Genomic DNA, 17670 nt, shown 5'->3' on the forward strand with positions numbered 1-17670 from the left:
CACGGGCCGGTCGAGAAAAAAGGCAAGACGCGGATTTTAAAGGAAAATCCGCGTCTTGACCAGTTACGCGTACAGCGTTGTCTTACTTGTCGAGACCAGCCGGCGGCCAGTTTTCGAGCTTCATGCCGAGCGTCAGACCGCGCGAAGCCAAGACTTCCTTGATTTCGTTCAGCGACTTGCGACCCAGATTCGGCGTCTTCAGCAGTTCGTTTTCCGTGCGCTGGATCAGATCGCCGATGTAGTAGATGTTCTCGGCCTTCAGGCAGTTCGCCGAGCGAACCGTGAGTTCCAGATCATCCACCGGACGCAGCAGGATCGGATCGATCTGCGGCGCGCGCGACGGTGCTTCCGCCGCTGCTTCGGTGCCTTCCAGTGCAGCGAAGACCGACAACTGATCGACCAGGATACGCGCGGACTGGCGAATCGCTTCCTCGGGCGAAATCACGCCGTTGGTTTCGATGTTCATCACGAGCTTGTCGAGGTCGGTACGCTGTTCGACACGCGCACTTTCGACGGCATAGCTCACGCGGCGAACCGGCGAGAACGACGCGTCCAGCACGATACGACCGATGATCTTGGCCGACTCTTCGCCATAGCGACGCACGTTGCCCGGCACGTAGCCGCGGCCCTTTTCGATCTTGATCTGAACGTCGAGCTTGCCGCCCTTCGACAGATGCGCAATCACGTGCTCGGGATTGATGACCTCGCAATCATGCGCGAGTTCGATATCGCCGGCCGTGACGAGCCCTTCGCCTTCCTTGCGCAGCGTGACGGTCACTTCGTCACGGTTGTGCAGCTTGAAAACGACGCCCTTCAGGTTCAACAGCAGGTTGACCACATCCTCTTGCACACCGTCGAGCGTCGAATATTCATGCACGACGCCTGCGATCGTCACTTCCGTCGGCGCGTAGCCCACCATCGACGACAGCAGCACGCGCCGAAGCGCGTTACCCAAGGTGTGGCCGTAACCGCGTTCGAACGGCTCCATGACCACTTTCGCGTGGCTGTCGCCAAGCGATTCAACTGCAATAATCTTGGGCTTCAACAAACTGGTTTGCATAGGTTTTCCTTTTCAATACCCTCGGCTCGTTACACCGATAAGGCTGACCGGTAACAACCTGAAAATAAACAGCCGAGGCCACCCCTTGCCCTCGGCAATCAGGGTCCCCCGGCCGCTAATCCGATTACCGCGAATACAATTCGACGATCAGGCTTTCGTTGATGTCGCCAGCGATGTCACTGCGTTCCGGCATTGCCTTGAACGTGCCTTCGAACTTCTTGGCATCGACCGAAACCCAGCTCGCCATGCCGCCTTGTTCAGCCAGCGAAAGCGCTTCGACGATACGAGCCTGCTTGCGCGACTGTTCACGCACGGCAACCACGTCGCCCGCCTTCACTTGCAGCGACGGGATGTTCGCGACCTGGCCGTTCACCGTGATCGACTTGTGGCTCACGAGCTGACGTGCTTCTGCGCGCGTCGAGCCGAAGCCCATGCGATACACGACGTTGTCGAGACGCGATTCGAGCAATTGCAGCAGGTTTTCACCCGTCGGGCCCTTGCGGCGATCGGCTTCGGCGAAGTAACGGCGGAACTGGCGCTCGAGCACGCCGTAGATGCGCTTGACTTTTTGCTTTTCGCGCAACTGCGTGCCGTAGTCGGACGTACGAGCGCCCGACGTGCGGCCATGCTGACCAGGCTTGCTATCGAGCTTGCACTTGTCAGCGAGCGAACGACGCGCGCTCTTCAGGAAGAGGTCAGTGCCTTCACGGCGGGACAGCTTGGCTTTAGGACCGGTATAGCGTGCCACTTTGCATCCTTAAAAATTGATCACGCAGACTGTCGTCCGCGCTAGTTCGAACCCTCTGGGCCGAACGGTGGGCTTAGTCAAATTCATAACGCAAGCATCCCGCCGGCGCGCTAGCACCAGCAGGAGGTTTGCGACAGCGGCGTCTTAGATACGACGACGCTTCGGCGGACGGCAGCCGTTGTGCGGGACCGGCGTCACGTCGGAGATCGCGGTGATCTTGATGCCAAGACCATGCAGCGCGCGCACCGCCGATTCGCGACCAGGGCCAGGGCCCTTGATCCGCACTTCGAGGTTCTTCACGCCGTATTCCATCGCCACGCGACCAGCCGATTCCGCTGCGACCTGAGCTGCAAACGGCGTCGACTTGCGCGAGCCCTTGAAGCCTTGGCCACCCGACGTTGCCCAGGCAAGCGCGTTGCCTTGACGATCGGTGATCGTGATGATGGTGTTGTTGAACGACGCGTGAACGTGAACCACGCCCTCGGCGACGTTCTTCTTGACCTTCTTGCGAACGCGTTGCGCCGCGGAGTTGTTCGAAGCCTTAGCCATTACGTTTTCCTGTAACTGTCAATTCCGCTTACTTCTTCAGCGATTGCGCTGCACGACGCGGACCCTTGCGCGTACGGGCATTGGTACGCGTACGCTGGCCGCGCATGGGCAGACCCTTGCGATGGCGCACGCCGCGGTAGCAGCCCAGATCCATCAGGCGCTTGATGTTCATCGTCACTTCGCGACGGAGGTCGCCTTCGACGATGAACTTGCCCACTTCGTCACGCAGCTTTTCGAGGTCTGCGTCGGTGAGGTCCTTGACCTTCTTCGAAAATTCCACACCAGAAGCGACACAGATGCCGCGAGCACGCGTGCGTCCGACACCGAAAATAGCCGTCAGGCCGATTTCGGTATGCTGGTGATTCGGGATGTTAACCCCTGCGATACGAGCCATTGTTTTTCCTCAAACAAAAAGCGCAAGCAAAAGCGCGGCGTTCAGCCTTGACGCTGTTTGTGGCGCGGATCAGAGCTGCAAATCACGCGCACAACGCCCTTGCGCTTGATGATCTTGCAATTGCGGCAAATGCGCTTAACCGATGCCATCACTTTCATGATATTACCCTTTTTTCAAATCACTTCGCCCGGAACACGATCCTTGCACGAGACAGATCGTAAGGCGTCAATTCAACCGTAACTTTGTCGCCCGGCAGAATGCGGATGTAGTGCATCCGCATTTTCCCGGAAATATGCCCCAGCACCACATGGCCATTTTCCAACTTCACCCGGAAAGTAGCATTGGGGAGGTTTTCAATCACCTCGCCCTGCATCTGGATTACATCGTCTTTGGCCATAGTCCTTAATTAGCGCATCGGGACGTTGCCGCCCTTGAAGTTGGCCTTCTTAAGCAGTGACTCATACTGTTGCGACATAACGTACGACTGCACCTGCGCCATGAAGTCCATCGTGACGACGACAATGATCAGCAGCGACGTTCCACCAAAATAAAACGGTACGTTCCAGCGCAATACCAGGAACTCAGGCAGCAAGCACACAAACACGATGTAGATCGCACCGGCCAGCGTCAGACGCGTGAGGATGCGGTCGATATACCGTGCGGTCTGGTCGCCCGGGCGGATCCCAGGAACGAATGCACCGCTCTTCTTCAAGTTGTCGGCCGTCTCTCTGCTGTTGAACACCAGCGCGGTGTAGAAGAAGCAGAAGAACACGATCGCCAACGCGTACAGCAACACGTACACGGGCTGACCCGGCTTCAAAGCCTCGGCCACGTTGTGCAGCGTGTTTGCGAACCAGCCGGTCCGCGTACCCGAACTGAACCAGTTCAGGATGGTTGCCGGGAAGAGGATGATCGACGATGCGAAAATCGGCGGAATCACACCCGACATGTTCAGCTTCAGCGGCAAATGCGAAGACTGGCCGCCGTAAATCTTGTTACCGACCTGGCGCTTTGCATAATTGACGAGGATCTTGCGCTGACCGCGTTCGATGAACACAACCAGATACGTGACCGCCGCAATCAACACCACGATGATGATCGCCGAGATGATGCTCATCGAACCGGTGCGAACCAGCTCGAACAGCCCACCGATCGCATTCGGGAAACCCGCCGCGATACCGCCGAAGATGATGATCGAGATGCCGTTGCCGAGACCGCGTTCCGTGATCTGCTCACCCAGCCACATCAGGAACATCGTGCCCGTCACCAGCGTGACGACCGTCGTCAGACGAAAGACCATGCCAGGATCGAGCACGAGAGCCGGCTGATTCTCCAGCGCGACTGCGATACCGAAAGCCTGGAACGTCGCGAGGACCACCGTGAAGATTCGCGTGTACTGCGTGATCTTGCGTTGCCCCGCTTGTCCTTCCTTCTTCAGCGCCTCCATTTGCGGCGACACGATCGACAGCAACTGCATGATGATCGACGCCGAAATGTAGGGCATGATGCCCAGCGCAAAAATCGTGAACCGCGACAACGCGCCACCCGAGAACATGTTGAACATGCCTAGGATGCCGCCCGACTGGCTCTGGAACAACTTGGCCAGTTGGTCCGGGTCGATACCCGGCACCGGAATATGCGCGCCGACACGGTAGACGACCAGCGCCAGCAGCAGGAACACTGCACGCCGACGCAAATCGCCAAACTTCGCCGCGCTTCGACCGGGTTTTGCGAGACTCGGGCTGTTAGCCAAGAACCTTCTCCGATGCTATTGCTAGTAACGGCAAAAGCGCGTTACTCGGCGAACGAGCCGCCAGCGGCTTCGATTGCTGCACGGGCGCCCTTGGTAGCACCGAGGCCCTTCACCGTGATCTTGCGCTTCAGTTCGCCGGTCTTGATGATCTTCGCGCTCTTGATGAGCTCGCCGACCAGACCCGCTTGCTTCAGTGCCAACAAATCGATTTCGTCGACCGGCAGTGCTTCCAAGTCCGACAGGCGCACTTCACCGACGAATTCCTTCGTCAGCGAGGTGAAGCCACGCTTCGGCAGACGGCGTTGCAGCGGCATTTGACCGCCTTCGAAGCCGACCTTGTGGAAGCCGCCCGAACGCGACTTCTGACCCTTGTGACCGCGACCCGCGGTCTTGCCGAGGCCGGAGCCGATACCGCGACCGACGCGACGCTTTGCGTGCTTCGCGCCTTCTGCCGGCTTCAGGTTATTCAATTCCATATTCAACTCCTTGAATCCCTAGTCAGCCGTTCAGTCGATGACCTTAACAAGGTACGAAACCTTGTTGATCATTCCACGAACTGCCGGCGTATCCTGCAGTTCGCTGACCGAGTTGAGTCGGCGCAGGCCCAGGCCACGCACCGTTGCACGGTGCGTTTCGCGGGTCCCAATCAGGCTCTTGACGAGCTGAACCTTGACAGTTTTATCAGACATGGTGACCTCGAGGCTTAGCCCAAAATATCTTCGACGGACTTGCCCCGCTTCGCCGCGATGTCGCCCGGGGTCGACTGCTTGCGCAGACCGTCGAGCGTCGCACGAACGAGGTTGTACGGGTTCGTCGAGCCGTGGCTCTTCGCCACCACGTTTTGCACGCCCATTACGTCGAACACTGCGCGCATCGGACCGCCAGCGATCACGCCCGTACCATCCTTCGCCGGAGCGAGGAGGACTGCGGATGCGCCGTGCTTGCCGTGCACTTCGTGTTGCAGCGTACCGTTCTTGAGCGGCACCTTGAACATGTTGCGACGGGCTTGTTCCATTGCCTTTTGAACAGCAACCGGAACTTCCTTCGCTTTGCCCTTGCCCATGCCGATGCGGCCATCACCGTCGCCGACCACGGTCAGTGCGGCAAAACCGAGAATGCGGCCGCCCTTCACCACCTTGGTCACGCGGTTGACCGCGATCATCTTTTCGCGGAGGCCGTCGTCGCGTTCTTCAGCCTTCACGTTCGCTTGCATCTTTGCCATGACGAATTCTTCCCTTAGAACTTGAGTCCGGCTTCCCGCGCCGCATCAGCCAGCGCCTTCACGCGGCCGTGGTAACGGAAACCCGAACGGTCGAAGGCGACGGATTCGACGCCGGCAGCCTTGGCCTTTTCAGCGATACGCTTGCCGATCACGGTCGCAGCATTGACGTTGCCGCCCTTGCCCGACTTGTCAGCCAGCTCAGCGCGAACTTCGGCTTCGAGCGTCGATGCACTTGCGAGCACCTTCGTGCCGCACGGCGAGAACACTTGCGCATAGATATGCGTGTTCGTGCGATGCACGGCGAGACGCGCGACCTGCAGTTCAGCGATCTTGACACGCGTCTGACGAGCGCGGCGCAGGCGAGATTGAGTCTTATCCATGATTGCGCACCCTTACTTCTTCTTCGTTTCTTTGAGGATAACGACTTCGCCAGCGTAGCGCACACCCTTGCCCTTGTAGGGCTCCGGCGGACGGTAACCGCGAACTTCCGCAGCGACCTGGCCAACTTGCTGCTTGTCGATCCCCTTGATCACGATTTCGGTTTGCGTCGGGGTTTCAGCCTTAACGCCTTCCGGCATCTGGTGCACCACGGGGTGCGAGAAACCCAGCGACAGGTTCAACTTGTCGCCTTGCGCCTGTGCGCGGTAACCGACGCCAACCAGCGTCAGCTTGCGCTCGAAACCCTTCGTCACGCCGTTCACCATGTTCGCAACCAGTGCGCGCATCGTGCCCGACATCGCATTCGCTTCACGGCTTTCATCAGCCGGCGCGAAATTGAGCGTGCCGTTCTCGTTTTCCACCTTCACCAGCGGATTGGCCGCTCGCGAAATCGTACCCAGCGGTCCCTTCACGGTGATGACATCGCCGCTCAGGGCCACTTCGGCGCCTTGCGGCAGCGCGATCGGGCTCTTACCTACTCGAGACATGTTTCTTCTCCTTTTCGGTTAAGCGACGTAGCAGAGGACTTCACCGCCGACGCCGGTCTGGCGCGCCTTGCGATCAGTCATCACACCTTGGGGCGTCGAAACGATTGCAACACCGAGGCCGTTCATGACCACCGGAATGTCGTTGCGACCGCGATACACACGCAGGCCAGGCTTCGAAACGCGCTCAATGCGCTCGATCACTGGACGGCCCGCGTAGTACTTCAACGCGATGTTCAATTCCGACTTCGCACCTTCAGCCTTCACTGCGAAATCGTCGATATAACCTTCGTCCTTCAAAACCTGCGCAATCGCAACCTTGACTTTCGACGAGGGCATAGTCACCGAAACCTTCTCGACCATCTGCGCGTTGCGGATGCGAGTCAGCATATCGGCGATAGGATCACTCATGCTCATTTACGTTTCTCCTATTACCAGCTCGCCTTGGTCAGGCCAGGGATTTCGCCGCGGAAAGCGATTTCACGAATCTTGCTGCGTGCCAGTCCGAATTTACGGAACGTGCCACGCGGACGACCCGTGAGCGCGCAGCGGTTACGCTTGCGAGTCGGGTTCGAATTACGCGGCAGTTGTTGCAAAGCCAGGCGAGCGAGGTAACGCTCTTCATCCGACTTGCTCGCGTCGTCGATCACAGCTTTCAGTTCAGCGCGCTTGGGAGCGTACTTGGCTGCGAGGCGTGCACGCTTCTTTTCACGTTCGATCAGTGCCAGTTTAGCCACGGTAACCTCAGTTTCTGAACGGGAACTTGAAGCTGGCGAGCAGTGCCTTTGCTTCATCGTCAGTCTTCGCAGTTGTCGTGATGCTGATGTTCAGCCCACGCAGCGCGTCGATCTTGTCGTAGTCAATTTCGGGGAAAATGATCTGCTCTTTCACACCGATGTTGTAGTTGCCGCGACCATCGAACGCACGACCCGACACGCCACGGAAGTCACGCACACGCGGGAGCGCAACCGTCACGAAACGGTCCAGGAATTCGTACATGGCCTGACCGCGCAGCGTAACCATCGCGCCGATCGGATAGCCCTGACGAATCTTGAAGCCAGCGATTGCCTTGCGTGCCTTCGTGATCACCGGCTTTTGGCCCGCGATCTTCGTCAGGTCGCCAACGGCGTTTTCGATGATCTTCTTGTCGGCGACGGCTTCGCCAAGACCCATGTTCAGGGTGATCTTGGTGATGCGCGGCACTTCCATGATGGACTTGTATCCGAACTTCTCAACGAGGCCGGGTACAACCTTCTCTTTATAAAATTCTTGCAGACGAGCCATTTTTTAACTCCGCGTCAGGCGTTGAGCGTGGCGCCCGTCGACTTCAAGAAGCGAACCTTCTTGTCGCCTTCGACCTTGATGCCCACTCGCGACGCCTTGCCATTCGCGTCGACCAATGCGACGTTCGAAATATGCAGCGGCATCGTTTTGGCTTCCACACCGCCCGTCGTACCCTTCATCGGGTTCGGCTTCACGTGTTTCTTGACGAGGTTGATGCCCTCGACCGTCACACGATCTTCCCCAACGGCCAGCACGACACCGCGCTTGCCTTTGTCCTTGCCGGTGATGACGATCACTTCGTCACCCTTGCGAATCTTGTTCATCGCGACTCCTTACAGCACTTCCGGCGCGAGCGAAACGATCTTCATGAATCGTTCGCTACGCAGTTCACGCGTGACCGGCCCGAAAATACGCGTGCCGATGGGTTCCAGCTTCGCATTCAAAAGAACGGCGGCATTGCCGTCGAACTTGATCAGCGAGCCGTCCTGGCGGCGCACGCCCTTGGCCGTACGAACCACCACGGCGTTGTAGATTTCGCCCTTCTTCACGCGTCCGCGCGGCGTTGCTTCCTTGACGGTCACCTTGATGATGTCGCCAATGCTAGCGTAACGACGCTTCGAGCCGCCGAGCACCTTGATGCACATGACTTCACGCGCACCCGTGTTGTCGGCCACTTCAAGCCGAGTTTCGGTCTGGATCATGGTTTATCTTTCCCAACTTAATCCGATTGCACCACCATGGCGCATCCGGTCAGTCTTGGTCCCGTCAGCCAATCGGCTGCTTGGGTTAGAACAGGCAGCGAGGGCAGACGAAACCCGCCATCGCAATCCGGTGAATCTGTCGATACAGGCATGGCGCCCGAACCGGCTTCCCCCACCAACTTCGCCCGCGACGGGGCTCCCACAAAGAGGGAAGACCGAGATTATAACGCATAATCTCGGTCTTGCAAGCGAAAGTTACTGCGATACTACTTTTACCGCATTTGGCGCTTAGATCACGCGAGCCGCTTCGAGCAACTTCGACACAACCCAGGCTTTCGTCTTCGAAATCGGACGCGTTTCCTGGATCTCGACGAGATCGCCTTCGTTGTACGTGTTCGCGTCGTCATGCGCGTGGTACTTCTTCGAACGCACGACGTACTTGCCGTAGATCGGATGCTTCACACGGTGCTCGACCAGCACGGTGACCGTCTTGTCCATCTTGTTGCTGACGACCTTGCCGACCAGCGTCCGCTTGAGCGAGGTTTTTACGCTATCGTTCATTTCTGGTTCGCCTTCTCAGTCAGGACGGTCCGCACACGTGCGATGTCGCGACGAACCTTCTTCAGCTGGCTCGTATTCGTGAGCTGCTGCGTCGCGAGTTGCATGCGCAGGCCGAATTGCGCCTTCAGCAGGTCCGTCAGCTCTTGGTTGAGCGCGGCCTGGTCTTTCTGGTGAAGTTCAGAAGCCTTCATCATTCACTCCTTAGGCGCCGAGCTGGCGTGAAACGAAGTACGTCTTCAGCGGCAGCTTGGCTGCAGCCAGACGGAACGCTTCGCGTGCCAGTTCTTCGGTAACACCGTCCATTTCGTACAGCATCTTGCCCGGTTGAATCTCTGCGACGTAGTACTCAGGGTTACCCTTACCGTTACCCATCCGTACTTCAGCCGGCTTTTGCGAGATCGGCTTGTCCGGGAAAATGCGAATCCAGATACGGCCGCCGCGCTTGATGTGACGCGTCATTGCACGACGCGCCGCTTCGATTTGACGCGCGGTCAAACGGCCGCGACCGATCGCCTTCAGACCGTATTCACCGAACGACACCGCGTTGCCGCGCGTCGCCTTGCCGGTGTTGCGACCCTTTTGCTCTTTGCGATACTTTCTGCGTTTCGGTTGCAGCATCGTTATTCTCCAGTCTTCCCGTCACCGGCGCCGCCGGTACGACGAGGAGCGCCACGGCGTGCACCTGCCGGGCCACCACCTTCACCATCGCGACGCGGACGGCGATCGCCACCCGGACGTGCGTTGCGGCGCGGACGCTTGTCTTCGGTCACTTCTTCGACCACCGGTGCATCGTTGCGGCCCAGCGTGTCGCCCTTGTAGACCCACACCTTCACGCCGATGATGCCGTACGTGGTTTTCGCTTCCGACGTTGCGTAGTCGATATCGGCACGCAGCGTATGAAGCGGCACGCGACCTTCGCGATACCACTCGGTACGAGCGATTTCGATACCGTTCAGACGGCCGGCGCTCATGATCTTGATGCCTTGAGCACCCAGACGCATCGCGTTTTGCATCGCACGCTTCATCGCGCGGCGGAACATGATCCGGCGCTCGAGCTGTTGCGTGATCGAATCGGCGATCAGTTGAGCATCGGTTTCCGGCTTGCGGATTTCTTCGATGTTGACGTGAACCGGAACGCCCATGCGCTTCTGGAGTTCCGACTTCAACAGTTCGATATCCTCGCCCTTCTTGCCGATGACGACACCCGGACGCGAGCTGTAAATCGTGATGCGGGCGTTCTTCGCCGGACGCTCGATGACCACCCGACCAACCGAAGCGTTCTTCAGCTTCTTCTTCAGGTATTCACGAACACCGATGTCTTCCTGCAGCATCGACGCGAAATTGTTGTTGTTCGCGTACCAACGCGACGCCCAATTCCGGCTGACGGCCAAGCGGAAGCCTGTCGGATGAATTTTCTGTCCCATCGTATGGCTCCTTAATTCCCGACCGTCACAGTGATGTGACAGGATTGCTTCTCGATGCGGTTACCACGGCCTTTTGCGCGCGCGGTGAAACGCTTCAGCGATGCAGCCTTGTCGACCATGATGCTCGTGATCTTGAGCTCGTCGATATCGGCGCCTTCGTTGTGCTCCGCATTGGCGATCGCAGACAGCACGACCTTCTTGACGATACCCGCCGCCTTCTTCGGCGAGAACGTCAGAACGTTCAACGCCTTGTCGACCGGCAAACCACGGATCTGGTCAGCCACAAGGCGCGTCTTCTGCGCCGAGATGCGGGCACCGCGATGAATAGCTTTTACTTCCATCTTGATAGCCCCTTATTTCTTGGCCTTCTTGTCGGCTGCATGACCCTTGAACGTACGGGTCAATGCAAACTCGCCAAGCTTGTGGCCGACCATGTTTTCCGACACATACACCGGAACGTGTTGACGGCCGTTGTGCACGGCAATCGTCAGACCGATGAAATCCGGCAGAATCGTCGAACGACGCGACCAGGTTTTGATCGGCTTCTTATCACGCGAAGCTGCAGCCGCCTCAACTTTCTTCAGCAAATGGGCGTCGCAGAACGGACCTTTTTTAACAGAACGTGCCATTGCTTACTCCTTAGCGCTTGTGACGGCGCTGAACGATCATCGTCGTCGTGCGCTTGTTGCTGCGGGTGCGATAACCCTTCGTCGGCGTGCCCCACGGGCTCACCGGATCGCGACCTGCTGCCGTCTTACCTTCACCACCACCGTGCGGGTGATCGACCGGGTTCATTGCAACGCCACGCACCGTCGGGCGGATACCGCGCCAGCGGTTCGCGCCAGCCTTACCGATTTGACGGAGGCTATGCTCTTCGTTGCCCACTTCACCGATCGTCGCGCGGCACTCGATGTGCACGCGGCGAATTTCGCCCGAGCGCAGACGAACCTGCGCGTAGGTGCCTTCGCGAGCCAGCAGCATCGCCGACGTGCCAGCCGAACGCGCGATCTGCGCGCCCTTGCCCGGCAGCATTTCGATGCAGTGGATCGTCGTACCGACCGGGATGTTGCGGATCGGCAGCGTGTTGCCTGCGCGGATCGGAGCTTCCGAACCCGAGATCAATTGCTGACCCACCGTCAAACCCTTCGGAGCGATGATGTACTTGCGCTCGCCGTCTGCGTACAGAACCAGCGCGATATTCGCGCTACGGTTCGGGTCGTACTCGAGACGCTCGACCTTTGCCGGAATGCCGTCCTTGTTGCGACGGAAATCGACCAGGCGGTAATGCTGCTTGTGACCACCACCCTTGTGACGGGTCGTGATGCGGCCATTGTTGTTACGGCCGGCGGTCGTGGACTGCGCGTCGAGCAGCGCTGCGTGCGGCTTGCCCTTGTACAGATCCTTGTTGACCACCTTGACCATCGCGCGGCGGCCCGGCGAAGTCGGCTTAACTTTTACGATTGCCATGATTACTTGGCCTCCGCTTCAAAGTTGATTTCCTGGCCGGGCTTCAAGCAGACATACGCCTTCTTCACGTCCTTGCGCTTGCCCATGAAGCGGCCAAAGCGCTTGGCTTTACCCTTCGTGACCAGCACATTGACGGAATTGACTTCCACCTTGAACAGCAGCTCGACAGCGGCCTTCACTTCCTGCTTCGTGGCATCGGGCGCGACTTCGAACACGACTTGCTCGTTCTTGTCGGCCACCAGCGTCGCCTTTTCGGAGACCACCGGCGCGAGCAGGACCTGCATCAAACGATGATCGTTCTTGCGAATCTCGCTCATGACAGCAACTCCTCGATCTGGGCGACCGCAGCCTTCGTAATCAGGATCTTCTTGAAGTAGATCAACGAGAGCGGGTCGGCGTAACGCGGCTCGACAACTGCCACATGGGCGAGGTTGCGCGACGCGAGGTACAGGTTTTCGTCGACCGTATCCGTAATCACCAACACGGAGTCGAGACCCATTGCCTTGAATTTTTCGGCCAGCAGCTTGGTCTTCGGCGCTTCGAGCGTCAGCTCGTCGACCACCGAGATACGGCCTTCACGGGCCAGCTGCGAGAAGATCGAGCAGAGACCTGCGCGATGCATCTTCTTGTTGACCTTGTGCGAAAAGTTTTCTTCCGGTGAATTCGGGAAGATACGGCCACCGCCGCGCCACAACGGGCTCGACGACATACCGGCACGAGCGCGGCCCGTGCCCTTTTGACGCCACGGCTTCTTGGTCGTGTGCTTGACTTGCTCACGGTCTTTCTGCGCGCGGTTGCCGCTACGTGCGTTGGCCTGGTAAGCCACGACGATCTGATGGATCAGGGCTTCGTTGTAATCGCGACCGAACACGACGTCCGATGCGTTCACGCCTGCGCCTTCCTGACCATTGGCATTCAGGAGCTTAAGTTCCATTATTTCGCTCCTTTCACAGCGCGCGTCTTGACAGCCGGCGTCACGAAAACCTTGCCGCCCTTGGCACCCGGAACGGCGCCGCGAACCAGCAGCAGATTGCGGTCGGCGTCGATGCGAGCGATCACGAGGTTCTGAACCGTCACGGTATCGTCGCCCATGTGACCCGTCATGCGCTTACCCGGGAAAACACGACCCGGATCCTGCGCCATACCGATCGAACCCGGAACGTTGTGCGAACGCGAGTTACCGTGCGATGCGCGACCCGATGCGAAGTTGTAGCGCTTGATGGTACCGGCGTAGCCCTTACCGATCGACACGCCTTGCACGTCGACTTTCTGGCCCACTTCGAAGAGATCCGTACCGATCACTGCGCCGTTCGACAGCTCGGCAGCCTTCGCGACATCGATTTGAAATTCTTTGAGGACTTCACCGGCTTGAACACCGGCTTTGGCAAGGTGACCTGCCAACGGCTTCGTCACGCGCGATGCGCGGCGAGTACCGAATGCAACCTGAACGGCGGTATAACCATCCGTTTCAACGGTCTTGATCTGCGTCACGCGGTTGTCCGACACGTCCAGTACGGTGACGGGAATCGAATCCCCCTCAGGCGTAAAGATACGGGTCATGCCAACCTTGCGACCTACGAGTCCAAGGCTCATCGTTTTCTCCATTCCCAACTGCGATTGGTCGGGGCTGATTTACAAAATGCCGGCTCGCCTCGCAGAGATTTGAGCCAGCTTTTTTGCGCAAATGCGCGAAAAGCCTTGAAGTATAACAAGGCTTTTCGTTTTCTGCAAGCAATCAAAGACTTAGCACCGCCAGGCGCGCCCGGCGGCGGGTACAACCTTACTGCAGCTTGATTTCGACATCGACGCCAGCCGGCAGGTCGAGCTTCATCAGCGCGTCGACCGTCTTGTCCGTCGGATCGACGATGTCCATCAGGCGTTGGTGCGTGCGAATTTCGAGCTGATCGCGCGACGTCTTGTTGACGTGCGGCGAACGCAGGATGTCAAAGCGTTGGATGCGGGTCGGCAGCGGCACCGGACCACGAACGATTGCGCCAGTCCGCTTCGCGGTGTCGACGATTTCGGCTGCCGATTGATCGATCAGACGATAGTCGAAAGCCTTCAGGCGAATGCGGATTTTCTGGTTCTGCATGACAATTCCTTGAAAAAGAGCGAGGCGGTATTGCGCCGCCGATTTGGTAAAAGAGCGTGAGGCCGGGCCTCCACTGAGGGAGGACGCCCGGCCCCGGGCACATTACTTCAGTACAGCAACTGCAGGTAAGATTTCGATTTTACTCGATAATCTTGGCCACGACACCTGCGCCGACGGTACGACCGCCTTCACGGATGGCGAAACGCAGACCTTCTTCCATGGCGATCGGCGCGATCAGCTTCACCGTGATCGACACGTTGTCGCCCGGCATCACCATTTCCTTGTCCTTCGGCAACTCGATCGAGCCGGTCACGTCCGTCGTGCGGAAGTAGAACTGCGGGCGATAGTTGTTGAAGAACGGCGTGTGACGACCGCCTTCGTCCTTCGACAGAACATACACCTCAGCCGTGAAGTGCGTGTGCGGCGTGATCGAACCCGGCTTGGCCAGCACCTGGCCGCGCTCGACGTCTTCACGCTTCGTGCCGCGCAGCAGGATACCGACGTTGTCGCCCGCTTGACCCTGGTCGAGCAGCTTGCGGAACATTTCCACGCCCGTGCAGGTCGTCTTCACCGTCGTCTTGATACCGACGATTTCGATTTCCTCGCCAACCTTCACCACGCCACGCTCGATACGGCCCGTCACCACCGTGCCGCGACCCGAGATCGAGAACACGTCTTCCACCGGCATCAGGAACGCGCCGTCCACTGCGCGCTCCGGCGTCGGGATGTACGTGTCCAGTGCGTCGGCCAGGTTCATGATTGCCACTTCGCCCAGCTCGCCCGTGTCGCCTTCCAGCGCCAGCTTGGCCGAACCCTTGATGATCGGCGTGTCGTCGCCCGGGAAGTCGTACTTCGACAGAAGCTCGCGCACTTCCATTTCGACGAGTTCGAGCAGCTCGGCGTCGTCGACCATGTCGCACTTGTTCAGGAACACGATGATGTAAGGCACGCCAACCTGGCGAGCCAGCAGGATGTGCTCACGCGTTTGCGGCATCGGGCCGTCAGCGGCCGAGCACACCAGGATTGCACCGTCCATCTGCGCGGCGCCCGTGATCATGTTCTTCACATAGTCGGCGTGGCCCGGGCAGTCGACGTGTGCGTAGTGGCGGTTAGCCGTTTCGTACTCGACGTGCGCGGTGTTGATCGTGATACCACGCGCCTTTTCTTCCGGCGCCGCGTCGATCTGGTCGTATGCCTTTGCTTCGCCGCCGAACTTCTTGGTCAGCACCGTCGTGATCGCTGCCGTCAGCGTCGTCTTGCCGTGGTCAACGTGACCAATCGTTCCAACGTTCACGTGCGGCTTGGTCCGCTCGAATTTACCTTTTGCCATGATTGCCTTCTTTCAAAAATGTTGATCGGTTAAGACTTTCAGCTTGCCGAATTACTTGGATTTCGCGTTGATGATCGCGTCAGACACGTTACGCGGCGCTTCGGAATAGTGCTTGAATTCCATCGTGTACGTTGCGCGGCCTTGCGTCGCCGAACGCAGCGACGTCGAATAGCCGAACATCTCCGACAGCGGGACTTCAGCGCGCACGATCTTGCCGCCGCCAACCATGTCTTCCATGCCCTGCACGATACCGCGACGGCTCGACAGATCGCCCATCACGTTGCCCATGTAGTCTTCCGGCGTTTCGACTTCGACAGCCATCATCGGTTCGAGAATCACCGGGCTCGCACGGCGCATTGCTTCCTTGAACGCCATCGAACCGGCCATGCGGAACGCATTTTCGTTCGAGTCGACGTCGTGGTACGAACCGAAGGTCAAGTGAACCTTCACATCGACCACCGGGAAACCAGCAAGCACGCCCGCCTTCAGCGTTTCCTGAATACCCTTGTCGACCGCCGGAATGTATTCACGCGGAATCACGCCGCCCTTGATTTCGTCGAGGAACTCGTAACCCTTGCCCTGCTCGTTCGGCTCCAGCGTGATGACCGCGTGACCGTACTGGCCGCGACCACCCGACTGCTTGACGAACTTGCCGTCGACGTCTTCAGCCTTGCTGCGGATCGTTTCGCGATACGCAACTTGCGGCTTGCCAACCGTCGCTTCGACGTTGAATTCGCGCTTCATCCGGTCGACCAGAATTTCGAGGTGCAGTTCGCCCATGCCCGAAATGATGGTCTGGCCCGATTCCTCGTCGGTCTGAACGCGGAACGACGGATCTTCTTGCGCCAGGCGGTTGAGCGCGAGGCCCATCTTTTCCTGGTCGACCTTCGTCTTCGGCTCGACGGCCTGCGAAATCACCGGCTCCGGGAAAATCATGCGTTCAAGGACGATCGGATGCTGCGGATCGCACAGCGTGTCGCCCGTGGTCGCTTCCTTCAGGCCGACTGCCGCGGCGATGTCGCCCGCATGGACTTCCTTGATTTCTTCGCGCTGGTTTGCGTGCATCAGCAGAATACGGCCGAGACGTTCCTTCTTGTCTTTGGTCGCGTTCAGCAGCGTGTCGCCCGACTTCGTCGTGCCGGAATACACACGGAAAAAGATCAATTGGCCGACGAACGGGTCGGTCATGATCTTGAATGCCAGCGATGAGAACTTCTCGTCGTCGGCCGCGCGACGCTCGGCCTTCTCACCGTTTTCGAGTTCGCCCGTGACCGGCGGAATGTCGACCGGCGACGGCAGGAAGTCCAGAACCGCGTCCAGCATACGCTGCACGCCCTTGTTCTTGAACGCCGTACCGCACAGCATCGGCTGAATTTCGCAAGCGATCGTGCGGTCGCGCAGACCCTTGAGGATTTCCGCCTCGGTCAATTCGCCCGTCTCGAGGTACTTGTTCATCAAGTCCTCGGTCGACTCCGCCGCCGCCTCGACCATCTTCTCGCGCCACTCATTGCACGTTTCGACGAGGTTTGCCGGGATGTCTTCGTACGAGAACTTCGTGCCTTGCGACGCTTCGTCCCAAATGATCGCCTTCATCTTCAGCAGGTCGACCACGCCCGTGAACGACTCTTCAGCGCCGATCGGCACGACGACGGGAACCGGGTTCGCCTTCAGGCGAAGCTTCAGCTGGTCGTAAACCTTGAAGAAGTTCGCGCCGGTACGGTCCATCTTGTTGATGAACGCGAGACGGGGCACGCCGTACTTGTTGGCCTGACGCCAAACGGTTTCCGACTGCGGCTGCACGCCGCCCACGGCACAGTAAACCATGCACGCACCGTCGAGCACGCGCATCGAGCGCTCGACTTCAATCGTGAAGTCGACGTGACCCGGGGTGTCGATGATGTTGATGCGGTGCTCGGCGCGGTCGCCGGCCATGCCCTTCCAGAACGCCGTGGTAGCTGCCGACGTGATGGTGATGCCGCGCTCCTGCTCTTGCTCCATCCAGTCCATCGTTGCCGCGCCGTCGTGAACTTCACCGATCTTGTGGTTCACGCCCGTATAGAACAGGATGCGCTCGGTCGTCGTCGTCTTGCCGGCGTCGATGTGAGCGCTGATACCGATGTTACGGTAGCGCTCGATAGGTGTCTTGCGAGCCACTTTAAATC

General features: G+C 58.8%; 30 protein-coding genes. All 30 read right to left on the reverse strand.

All coding sequences use genetic code 11. The features are described 5' to 3' along the window. Positions 1-82: 82 nt before the first annotated feature. The 30 genes from AWB66_RS23780 to fusA all read right to left on the reverse strand — a co-directional run bounded on the left by AWB66_RS23780 (position 83) and on the right by fusA (position 17662). Positions 83-1060 carry a DNA-directed RNA polymerase subunit alpha gene (locus AWB66_RS23780; RefSeq protein ID WP_087632561.1) on the reverse strand — a complete coding sequence of 326 codons (978 nt, stop codon included), beginning with the start codon at positions 1058-1060 and terminating at the stop codon, positions 83-85. Positions 1061-1184: 124 nt separating this feature from the next. Beyond that, positions 1185-1808 (reverse strand): 30S ribosomal protein S4, encoded by a 624-nt coding sequence (rpsD, locus tag AWB66_RS23785; RefSeq protein WP_087632562.1) that lies wholly within the window; start codon positions 1806-1808, stop codon positions 1185-1187. A 144-nt stretch (positions 1809-1952) separates the two neighbouring features. Further along, positions 1953-2357 carry a 30S ribosomal protein S11 gene (rpsK, locus tag AWB66_RS23790; RefSeq protein WP_006052224.1) on the reverse strand — a complete coding sequence of 135 codons (405 nt, stop codon included), beginning with the start codon at positions 2355-2357 and terminating at the stop codon, positions 1953-1955. A 28-nt stretch (positions 2358-2385) separates the two neighbouring features. Continuing rightward, positions 2386-2751, reverse strand: coding sequence for a 30S ribosomal protein S13 (rpsM, locus tag AWB66_RS23795; protein WP_062638162.1), 366 nt, complete (start codon positions 2749-2751; stop codon positions 2386-2388). Positions 2752-2792: 41 nt separating this feature from the next. After that, positions 2793-2909, reverse strand: a complete 117-nt coding sequence (gene rpmJ / locus AWB66_RS23800; RefSeq protein ID WP_004199844.1) for a 50S ribosomal protein L36 — start codon at positions 2907-2909, stop codon at positions 2793-2795. Between the two features lie 20 nt (positions 2910-2929). Next, the gene (infA, locus tag AWB66_RS23805) at positions 2930-3148 is read right to left on the reverse strand and encodes a translation initiation factor IF-1 (protein WP_004521905.1); all 219 of its coding nucleotides are present in this window, start codon (positions 3146-3148) and stop codon (positions 2930-2932) included. 9 nt (positions 3149-3157) lie between these two features. Continuing rightward, positions 3158-4504 carry a preprotein translocase subunit SecY gene (gene secY / locus AWB66_RS23810; RefSeq protein WP_087632563.1) on the reverse strand — a complete coding sequence of 449 codons (1347 nt, stop codon included), beginning with the start codon at positions 4502-4504 and terminating at the stop codon, positions 3158-3160. 41 nt (positions 4505-4545) lie between these two features. Further along, positions 4546-4980 carry a 50S ribosomal protein L15 gene (rplO, locus tag AWB66_RS23815; protein ID WP_062638160.1) on the reverse strand — a complete coding sequence of 145 codons (435 nt, stop codon included), beginning with the start codon at positions 4978-4980 and terminating at the stop codon, positions 4546-4548. Positions 4981-5010: 30 nt separating this feature from the next. Further along, a complete protein-coding gene (rpmD, locus tag AWB66_RS23820) occupies positions 5011-5193 on the reverse strand; it encodes a 50S ribosomal protein L30 (RefSeq protein ID WP_087632564.1) in 183 nt (60 codons plus the stop codon). A 14-nt stretch (positions 5194-5207) separates the two neighbouring features. Continuing rightward, positions 5208-5726, reverse strand: coding sequence for a 30S ribosomal protein S5 (gene rpsE, locus AWB66_RS23825; protein ID WP_031361566.1), 519 nt, complete (start codon positions 5724-5726; stop codon positions 5208-5210). A 14-nt stretch (positions 5727-5740) separates the two neighbouring features. Further along, positions 5741-6106 (reverse strand): 50S ribosomal protein L18, encoded by a 366-nt coding sequence (gene rplR, locus AWB66_RS23830; RefSeq protein WP_087632565.1) that lies wholly within the window; start codon positions 6104-6106, stop codon positions 5741-5743. Between the two features lie 12 nt (positions 6107-6118). Beyond that, a complete protein-coding gene (rplF, locus tag AWB66_RS23835) occupies positions 6119-6652 on the reverse strand; it encodes a 50S ribosomal protein L6 (RefSeq protein ID WP_087632566.1) in 534 nt (177 codons plus the stop codon). Between the two features lie 18 nt (positions 6653-6670). After that, a complete protein-coding gene (rpsH, locus tag AWB66_RS23840) occupies positions 6671-7066 on the reverse strand; it encodes a 30S ribosomal protein S8 (protein WP_087632567.1) in 396 nt (131 codons plus the stop codon). A 14-nt stretch (positions 7067-7080) separates the two neighbouring features. Beyond that, positions 7081-7386, reverse strand: coding sequence for a 30S ribosomal protein S14 (gene rpsN / locus AWB66_RS23845; protein ID WP_087632568.1), 306 nt, complete (start codon positions 7384-7386; stop codon positions 7081-7083). Positions 7387-7393: 7 nt separating this feature from the next. Next, entirely contained in the window at positions 7394-7933 is a 540-nt protein-coding gene (rplE, locus tag AWB66_RS23850; RefSeq protein WP_035933066.1) for a 50S ribosomal protein L5, read from the reverse strand. A 14-nt stretch (positions 7934-7947) separates the two neighbouring features. Beyond that, entirely contained in the window at positions 7948-8256 is a 309-nt protein-coding gene (gene rplX, locus AWB66_RS23855; RefSeq protein ID WP_062638156.1) for a 50S ribosomal protein L24, read from the reverse strand. A 9-nt stretch (positions 8257-8265) separates the two neighbouring features. Then, positions 8266-8634: a 50S ribosomal protein L14 gene (gene rplN, locus AWB66_RS23860; RefSeq protein ID WP_006052212.1), complete on the reverse strand. Its 369-nt coding sequence runs from the start codon at positions 8632-8634 to the stop codon at positions 8266-8268. 288 nt (positions 8635-8922) lie between these two features. Beyond that, positions 8923-9195: a 30S ribosomal protein S17 gene (gene rpsQ / locus AWB66_RS23865; RefSeq protein ID WP_035933074.1), complete on the reverse strand. Its 273-nt coding sequence runs from the start codon at positions 9193-9195 to the stop codon at positions 8923-8925. Continuing rightward, a complete protein-coding gene (gene rpmC / locus AWB66_RS23870) occupies positions 9192-9386 on the reverse strand; it encodes a 50S ribosomal protein L29 (RefSeq protein ID WP_087126354.1) in 195 nt (64 codons plus the stop codon). Before rpmC ends, rpsQ begins: the two co-directional genes overlap by 4 nt. Before the next feature lie 10 nt (positions 9387-9396). After that, positions 9397-9813: a 50S ribosomal protein L16 gene (gene rplP, locus AWB66_RS23875; protein WP_031361576.1), complete on the reverse strand. Its 417-nt coding sequence runs from the start codon at positions 9811-9813 to the stop codon at positions 9397-9399. 2 nt (positions 9814-9815) lie between these two features. Continuing rightward, positions 9816-10619, reverse strand: a complete 804-nt coding sequence (gene rpsC / locus AWB66_RS23880; protein WP_087632569.1) for a 30S ribosomal protein S3 — start codon at positions 10617-10619, stop codon at positions 9816-9818. 11 nt (positions 10620-10630) lie between these two features. Beyond that, the gene (gene rplV / locus AWB66_RS23885) at positions 10631-10960 is read right to left on the reverse strand and encodes a 50S ribosomal protein L22 (RefSeq protein ID WP_087632570.1); all 330 of its coding nucleotides are present in this window, start codon (positions 10958-10960) and stop codon (positions 10631-10633) included. A 12-nt stretch (positions 10961-10972) separates the two neighbouring features. Further along, a complete protein-coding gene (gene rpsS / locus AWB66_RS23890) occupies positions 10973-11248 on the reverse strand; it encodes a 30S ribosomal protein S19 (protein ID WP_035554748.1) in 276 nt (91 codons plus the stop codon). Between the two features lie 10 nt (positions 11249-11258). Further along, positions 11259-12086 (reverse strand): 50S ribosomal protein L2, encoded by an 828-nt coding sequence (gene rplB / locus AWB66_RS23895; RefSeq protein WP_087632571.1) that lies wholly within the window; start codon positions 12084-12086, stop codon positions 11259-11261. A 2-nt stretch (positions 12087-12088) separates the two neighbouring features. Beyond that, complete coding sequence (rplW, locus tag AWB66_RS23900) at positions 12089-12403, reverse strand: 50S ribosomal protein L23 (protein ID WP_060858186.1); 315 nt, start codon at positions 12401-12403, stop codon at positions 12089-12091. Further along, positions 12400-13020, reverse strand: a complete 621-nt coding sequence (gene rplD, locus AWB66_RS23905; protein WP_087632572.1) for a 50S ribosomal protein L4 — start codon at positions 13018-13020, stop codon at positions 12400-12402. Before rplD ends, rplW begins: the two co-directional genes overlap by 4 nt. Next, positions 13020-13679 (reverse strand): 50S ribosomal protein L3, encoded by a 660-nt coding sequence (gene rplC / locus AWB66_RS23910; protein ID WP_087632591.1) that lies wholly within the window; start codon positions 13677-13679, stop codon positions 13020-13022. Before rplC ends, rplD begins: the two co-directional genes overlap by 1 nt. A gap of 187 nt (positions 13680-13866) precedes the next feature. After that, entirely contained in the window at positions 13867-14178 is a 312-nt protein-coding gene (rpsJ, locus tag AWB66_RS23915) for a 30S ribosomal protein S10 (RefSeq protein ID WP_006998489.1), read from the reverse strand. Between the two features lie 139 nt (positions 14179-14317). Next, positions 14318-15508, reverse strand: coding sequence for an elongation factor Tu (gene tuf / locus AWB66_RS23920; protein ID WP_087632573.1), 1191 nt, complete (start codon positions 15506-15508; stop codon positions 14318-14320). Positions 15509-15559: 51 nt separating this feature from the next. Next, a complete protein-coding gene (gene fusA / locus AWB66_RS23925) occupies positions 15560-17662 on the reverse strand; it encodes an elongation factor G (RefSeq protein WP_087632574.1) in 2103 nt (700 codons plus the stop codon). Positions 17663-17670: the final 8 nt, after the last annotated feature.

This window comes from Caballeronia telluris, from assembly GCF_001544495.1.
GTDB classification, from domain to species: domain Bacteria; phylum Pseudomonadota; class Gammaproteobacteria; order Burkholderiales; family Burkholderiaceae; genus Caballeronia; species Caballeronia telluris.

Bases quoted from the DNA above. Each gene is read 5' to 3' on its own strand.
- AWB66_RS23780 (WP_087632561.1), bottom strand. From the start codon at position 1,060: ATGCAAACCAGTTTGTTGAAGCCCAAGATTATTGCAGTTGAATCGCTT.
- rpsK (WP_006052224.1), bottom strand. From the start codon at position 2,357: ATGGCTAAGGCTTCGAACAACTCCGCGGCGCAACGCGTTCGCAAGAAG.
- rpsM (WP_062638162.1), bottom strand. From the start codon at position 2,751: ATGGCTCGTATCGCAGGGGTTAACATCCCGAATCACCAGCATACCGAA.
- rpmJ (WP_004199844.1), bottom strand. From the start codon at position 2,909: ATGAAAGTGATGGCATCGGTTAAGCGCATTTGCCGCAATTGCAAGATC.
- infA (WP_004521905.1), bottom strand. From the start codon at position 3,148: ATGGCCAAAGACGATGTAATCCAGATGCAGGGCGAGGTGATTGAAAAC.
- rplO (WP_062638160.1), bottom strand. From the start codon at position 4,980: ATGGAATTGAATAACCTGAAGCCGGCAGAAGGCGCGAAGCACGCAAAG.
- rpmD (WP_087632564.1), bottom strand. From the start codon at position 5,193: ATGTCTGATAAAACTGTCAAGGTTCAGCTCGTCAAGAGCCTGATTGGG.
- rpsE (WP_031361566.1), bottom strand. From the start codon at position 5,726: ATGGCAAAGATGCAAGCGAACGTGAAGGCTGAAGAACGCGACGACGGC.
- rplR (WP_087632565.1), bottom strand. From the start codon at position 6,106: ATGGATAAGACTCAATCTCGCCTGCGCCGCGCTCGTCAGACGCGTGTC.
- rplF (WP_087632566.1), bottom strand. From the start codon at position 6,652: ATGTCTCGAGTAGGTAAGAGCCCGATCGCGCTGCCGCAAGGCGCCGAA.
- rpsH (WP_087632567.1), bottom strand. From the start codon at position 7,066: ATGAGCATGAGTGATCCTATCGCCGATATGCTGACTCGCATCCGCAAC.
- rplE (WP_035933066.1), bottom strand. From the start codon at position 7,933: ATGGCTCGTCTGCAAGAATTTTATAAAGAGAAGGTTGTACCCGGCCTC.
- rplX (WP_062638156.1), bottom strand. From the start codon at position 8,256: ATGAACAAGATTCGCAAGGGTGACGAAGTGATCGTCATCACCGGCAAG.
- rplN (WP_006052212.1), bottom strand. From the start codon at position 8,634: ATGATCCAGACCGAAACTCGGCTTGAAGTGGCCGACAACACGGGTGCG.
- rpsQ (WP_035933074.1), bottom strand. From the start codon at position 9,195: ATGAACGATAGCGTAAAAACCTCGCTCAAGCGGACGCTGGTCGGCAAG.
- rpmC (WP_087126354.1), bottom strand. From the start codon at position 9,386: ATGAAGGCTTCTGAACTTCACCAGAAAGACCAGGCCGCGCTCAACCAA.
- rplP (WP_031361576.1), bottom strand. From the start codon at position 9,813: ATGCTGCAACCGAAACGCAGAAAGTATCGCAAAGAGCAAAAGGGTCGC.
- rpsC (WP_087632569.1), bottom strand. From the start codon at position 10,619: ATGGGACAGAAAATTCATCCGACAGGCTTCCGCTTGGCCGTCAGCCGG.
- rplV (WP_087632570.1), bottom strand. From the start codon at position 10,960: ATGGAAGTAAAAGCTATTCATCGCGGTGCCCGCATCTCGGCGCAGAAG.
- rpsS (WP_035554748.1), bottom strand. From the start codon at position 11,248: ATGGCACGTTCTGTTAAAAAAGGTCCGTTCTGCGACGCCCATTTGCTG.
- rplB (WP_087632571.1), bottom strand. From the start codon at position 12,086: ATGGCAATCGTAAAAGTTAAGCCGACTTCGCCGGGCCGCCGCGCGATG.
- rplW (WP_060858186.1), bottom strand. From the start codon at position 12,403: ATGAGCGAGATTCGCAAGAACGATCATCGTTTGATGCAGGTCCTGCTC.
- rplD (WP_087632572.1), bottom strand. From the start codon at position 13,020: ATGGAACTTAAGCTCCTGAATGCCAATGGTCAGGAAGGCGCAGGCGTG.
- rplC (WP_087632591.1), bottom strand. From the start codon at position 13,679: ATGAGCCTTGGACTCGTAGGTCGCAAGGTTGGCATGACCCGTATCTTT.
- rpsJ (WP_006998489.1), bottom strand. From the start codon at position 14,178: ATGCAGAACCAGAAAATCCGCATTCGCCTGAAGGCTTTCGACTATCGT.
- tuf (WP_087632573.1), bottom strand. From the start codon at position 15,508: ATGGCAAAAGGTAAATTCGAGCGGACCAAGCCGCACGTGAACGTTGGA.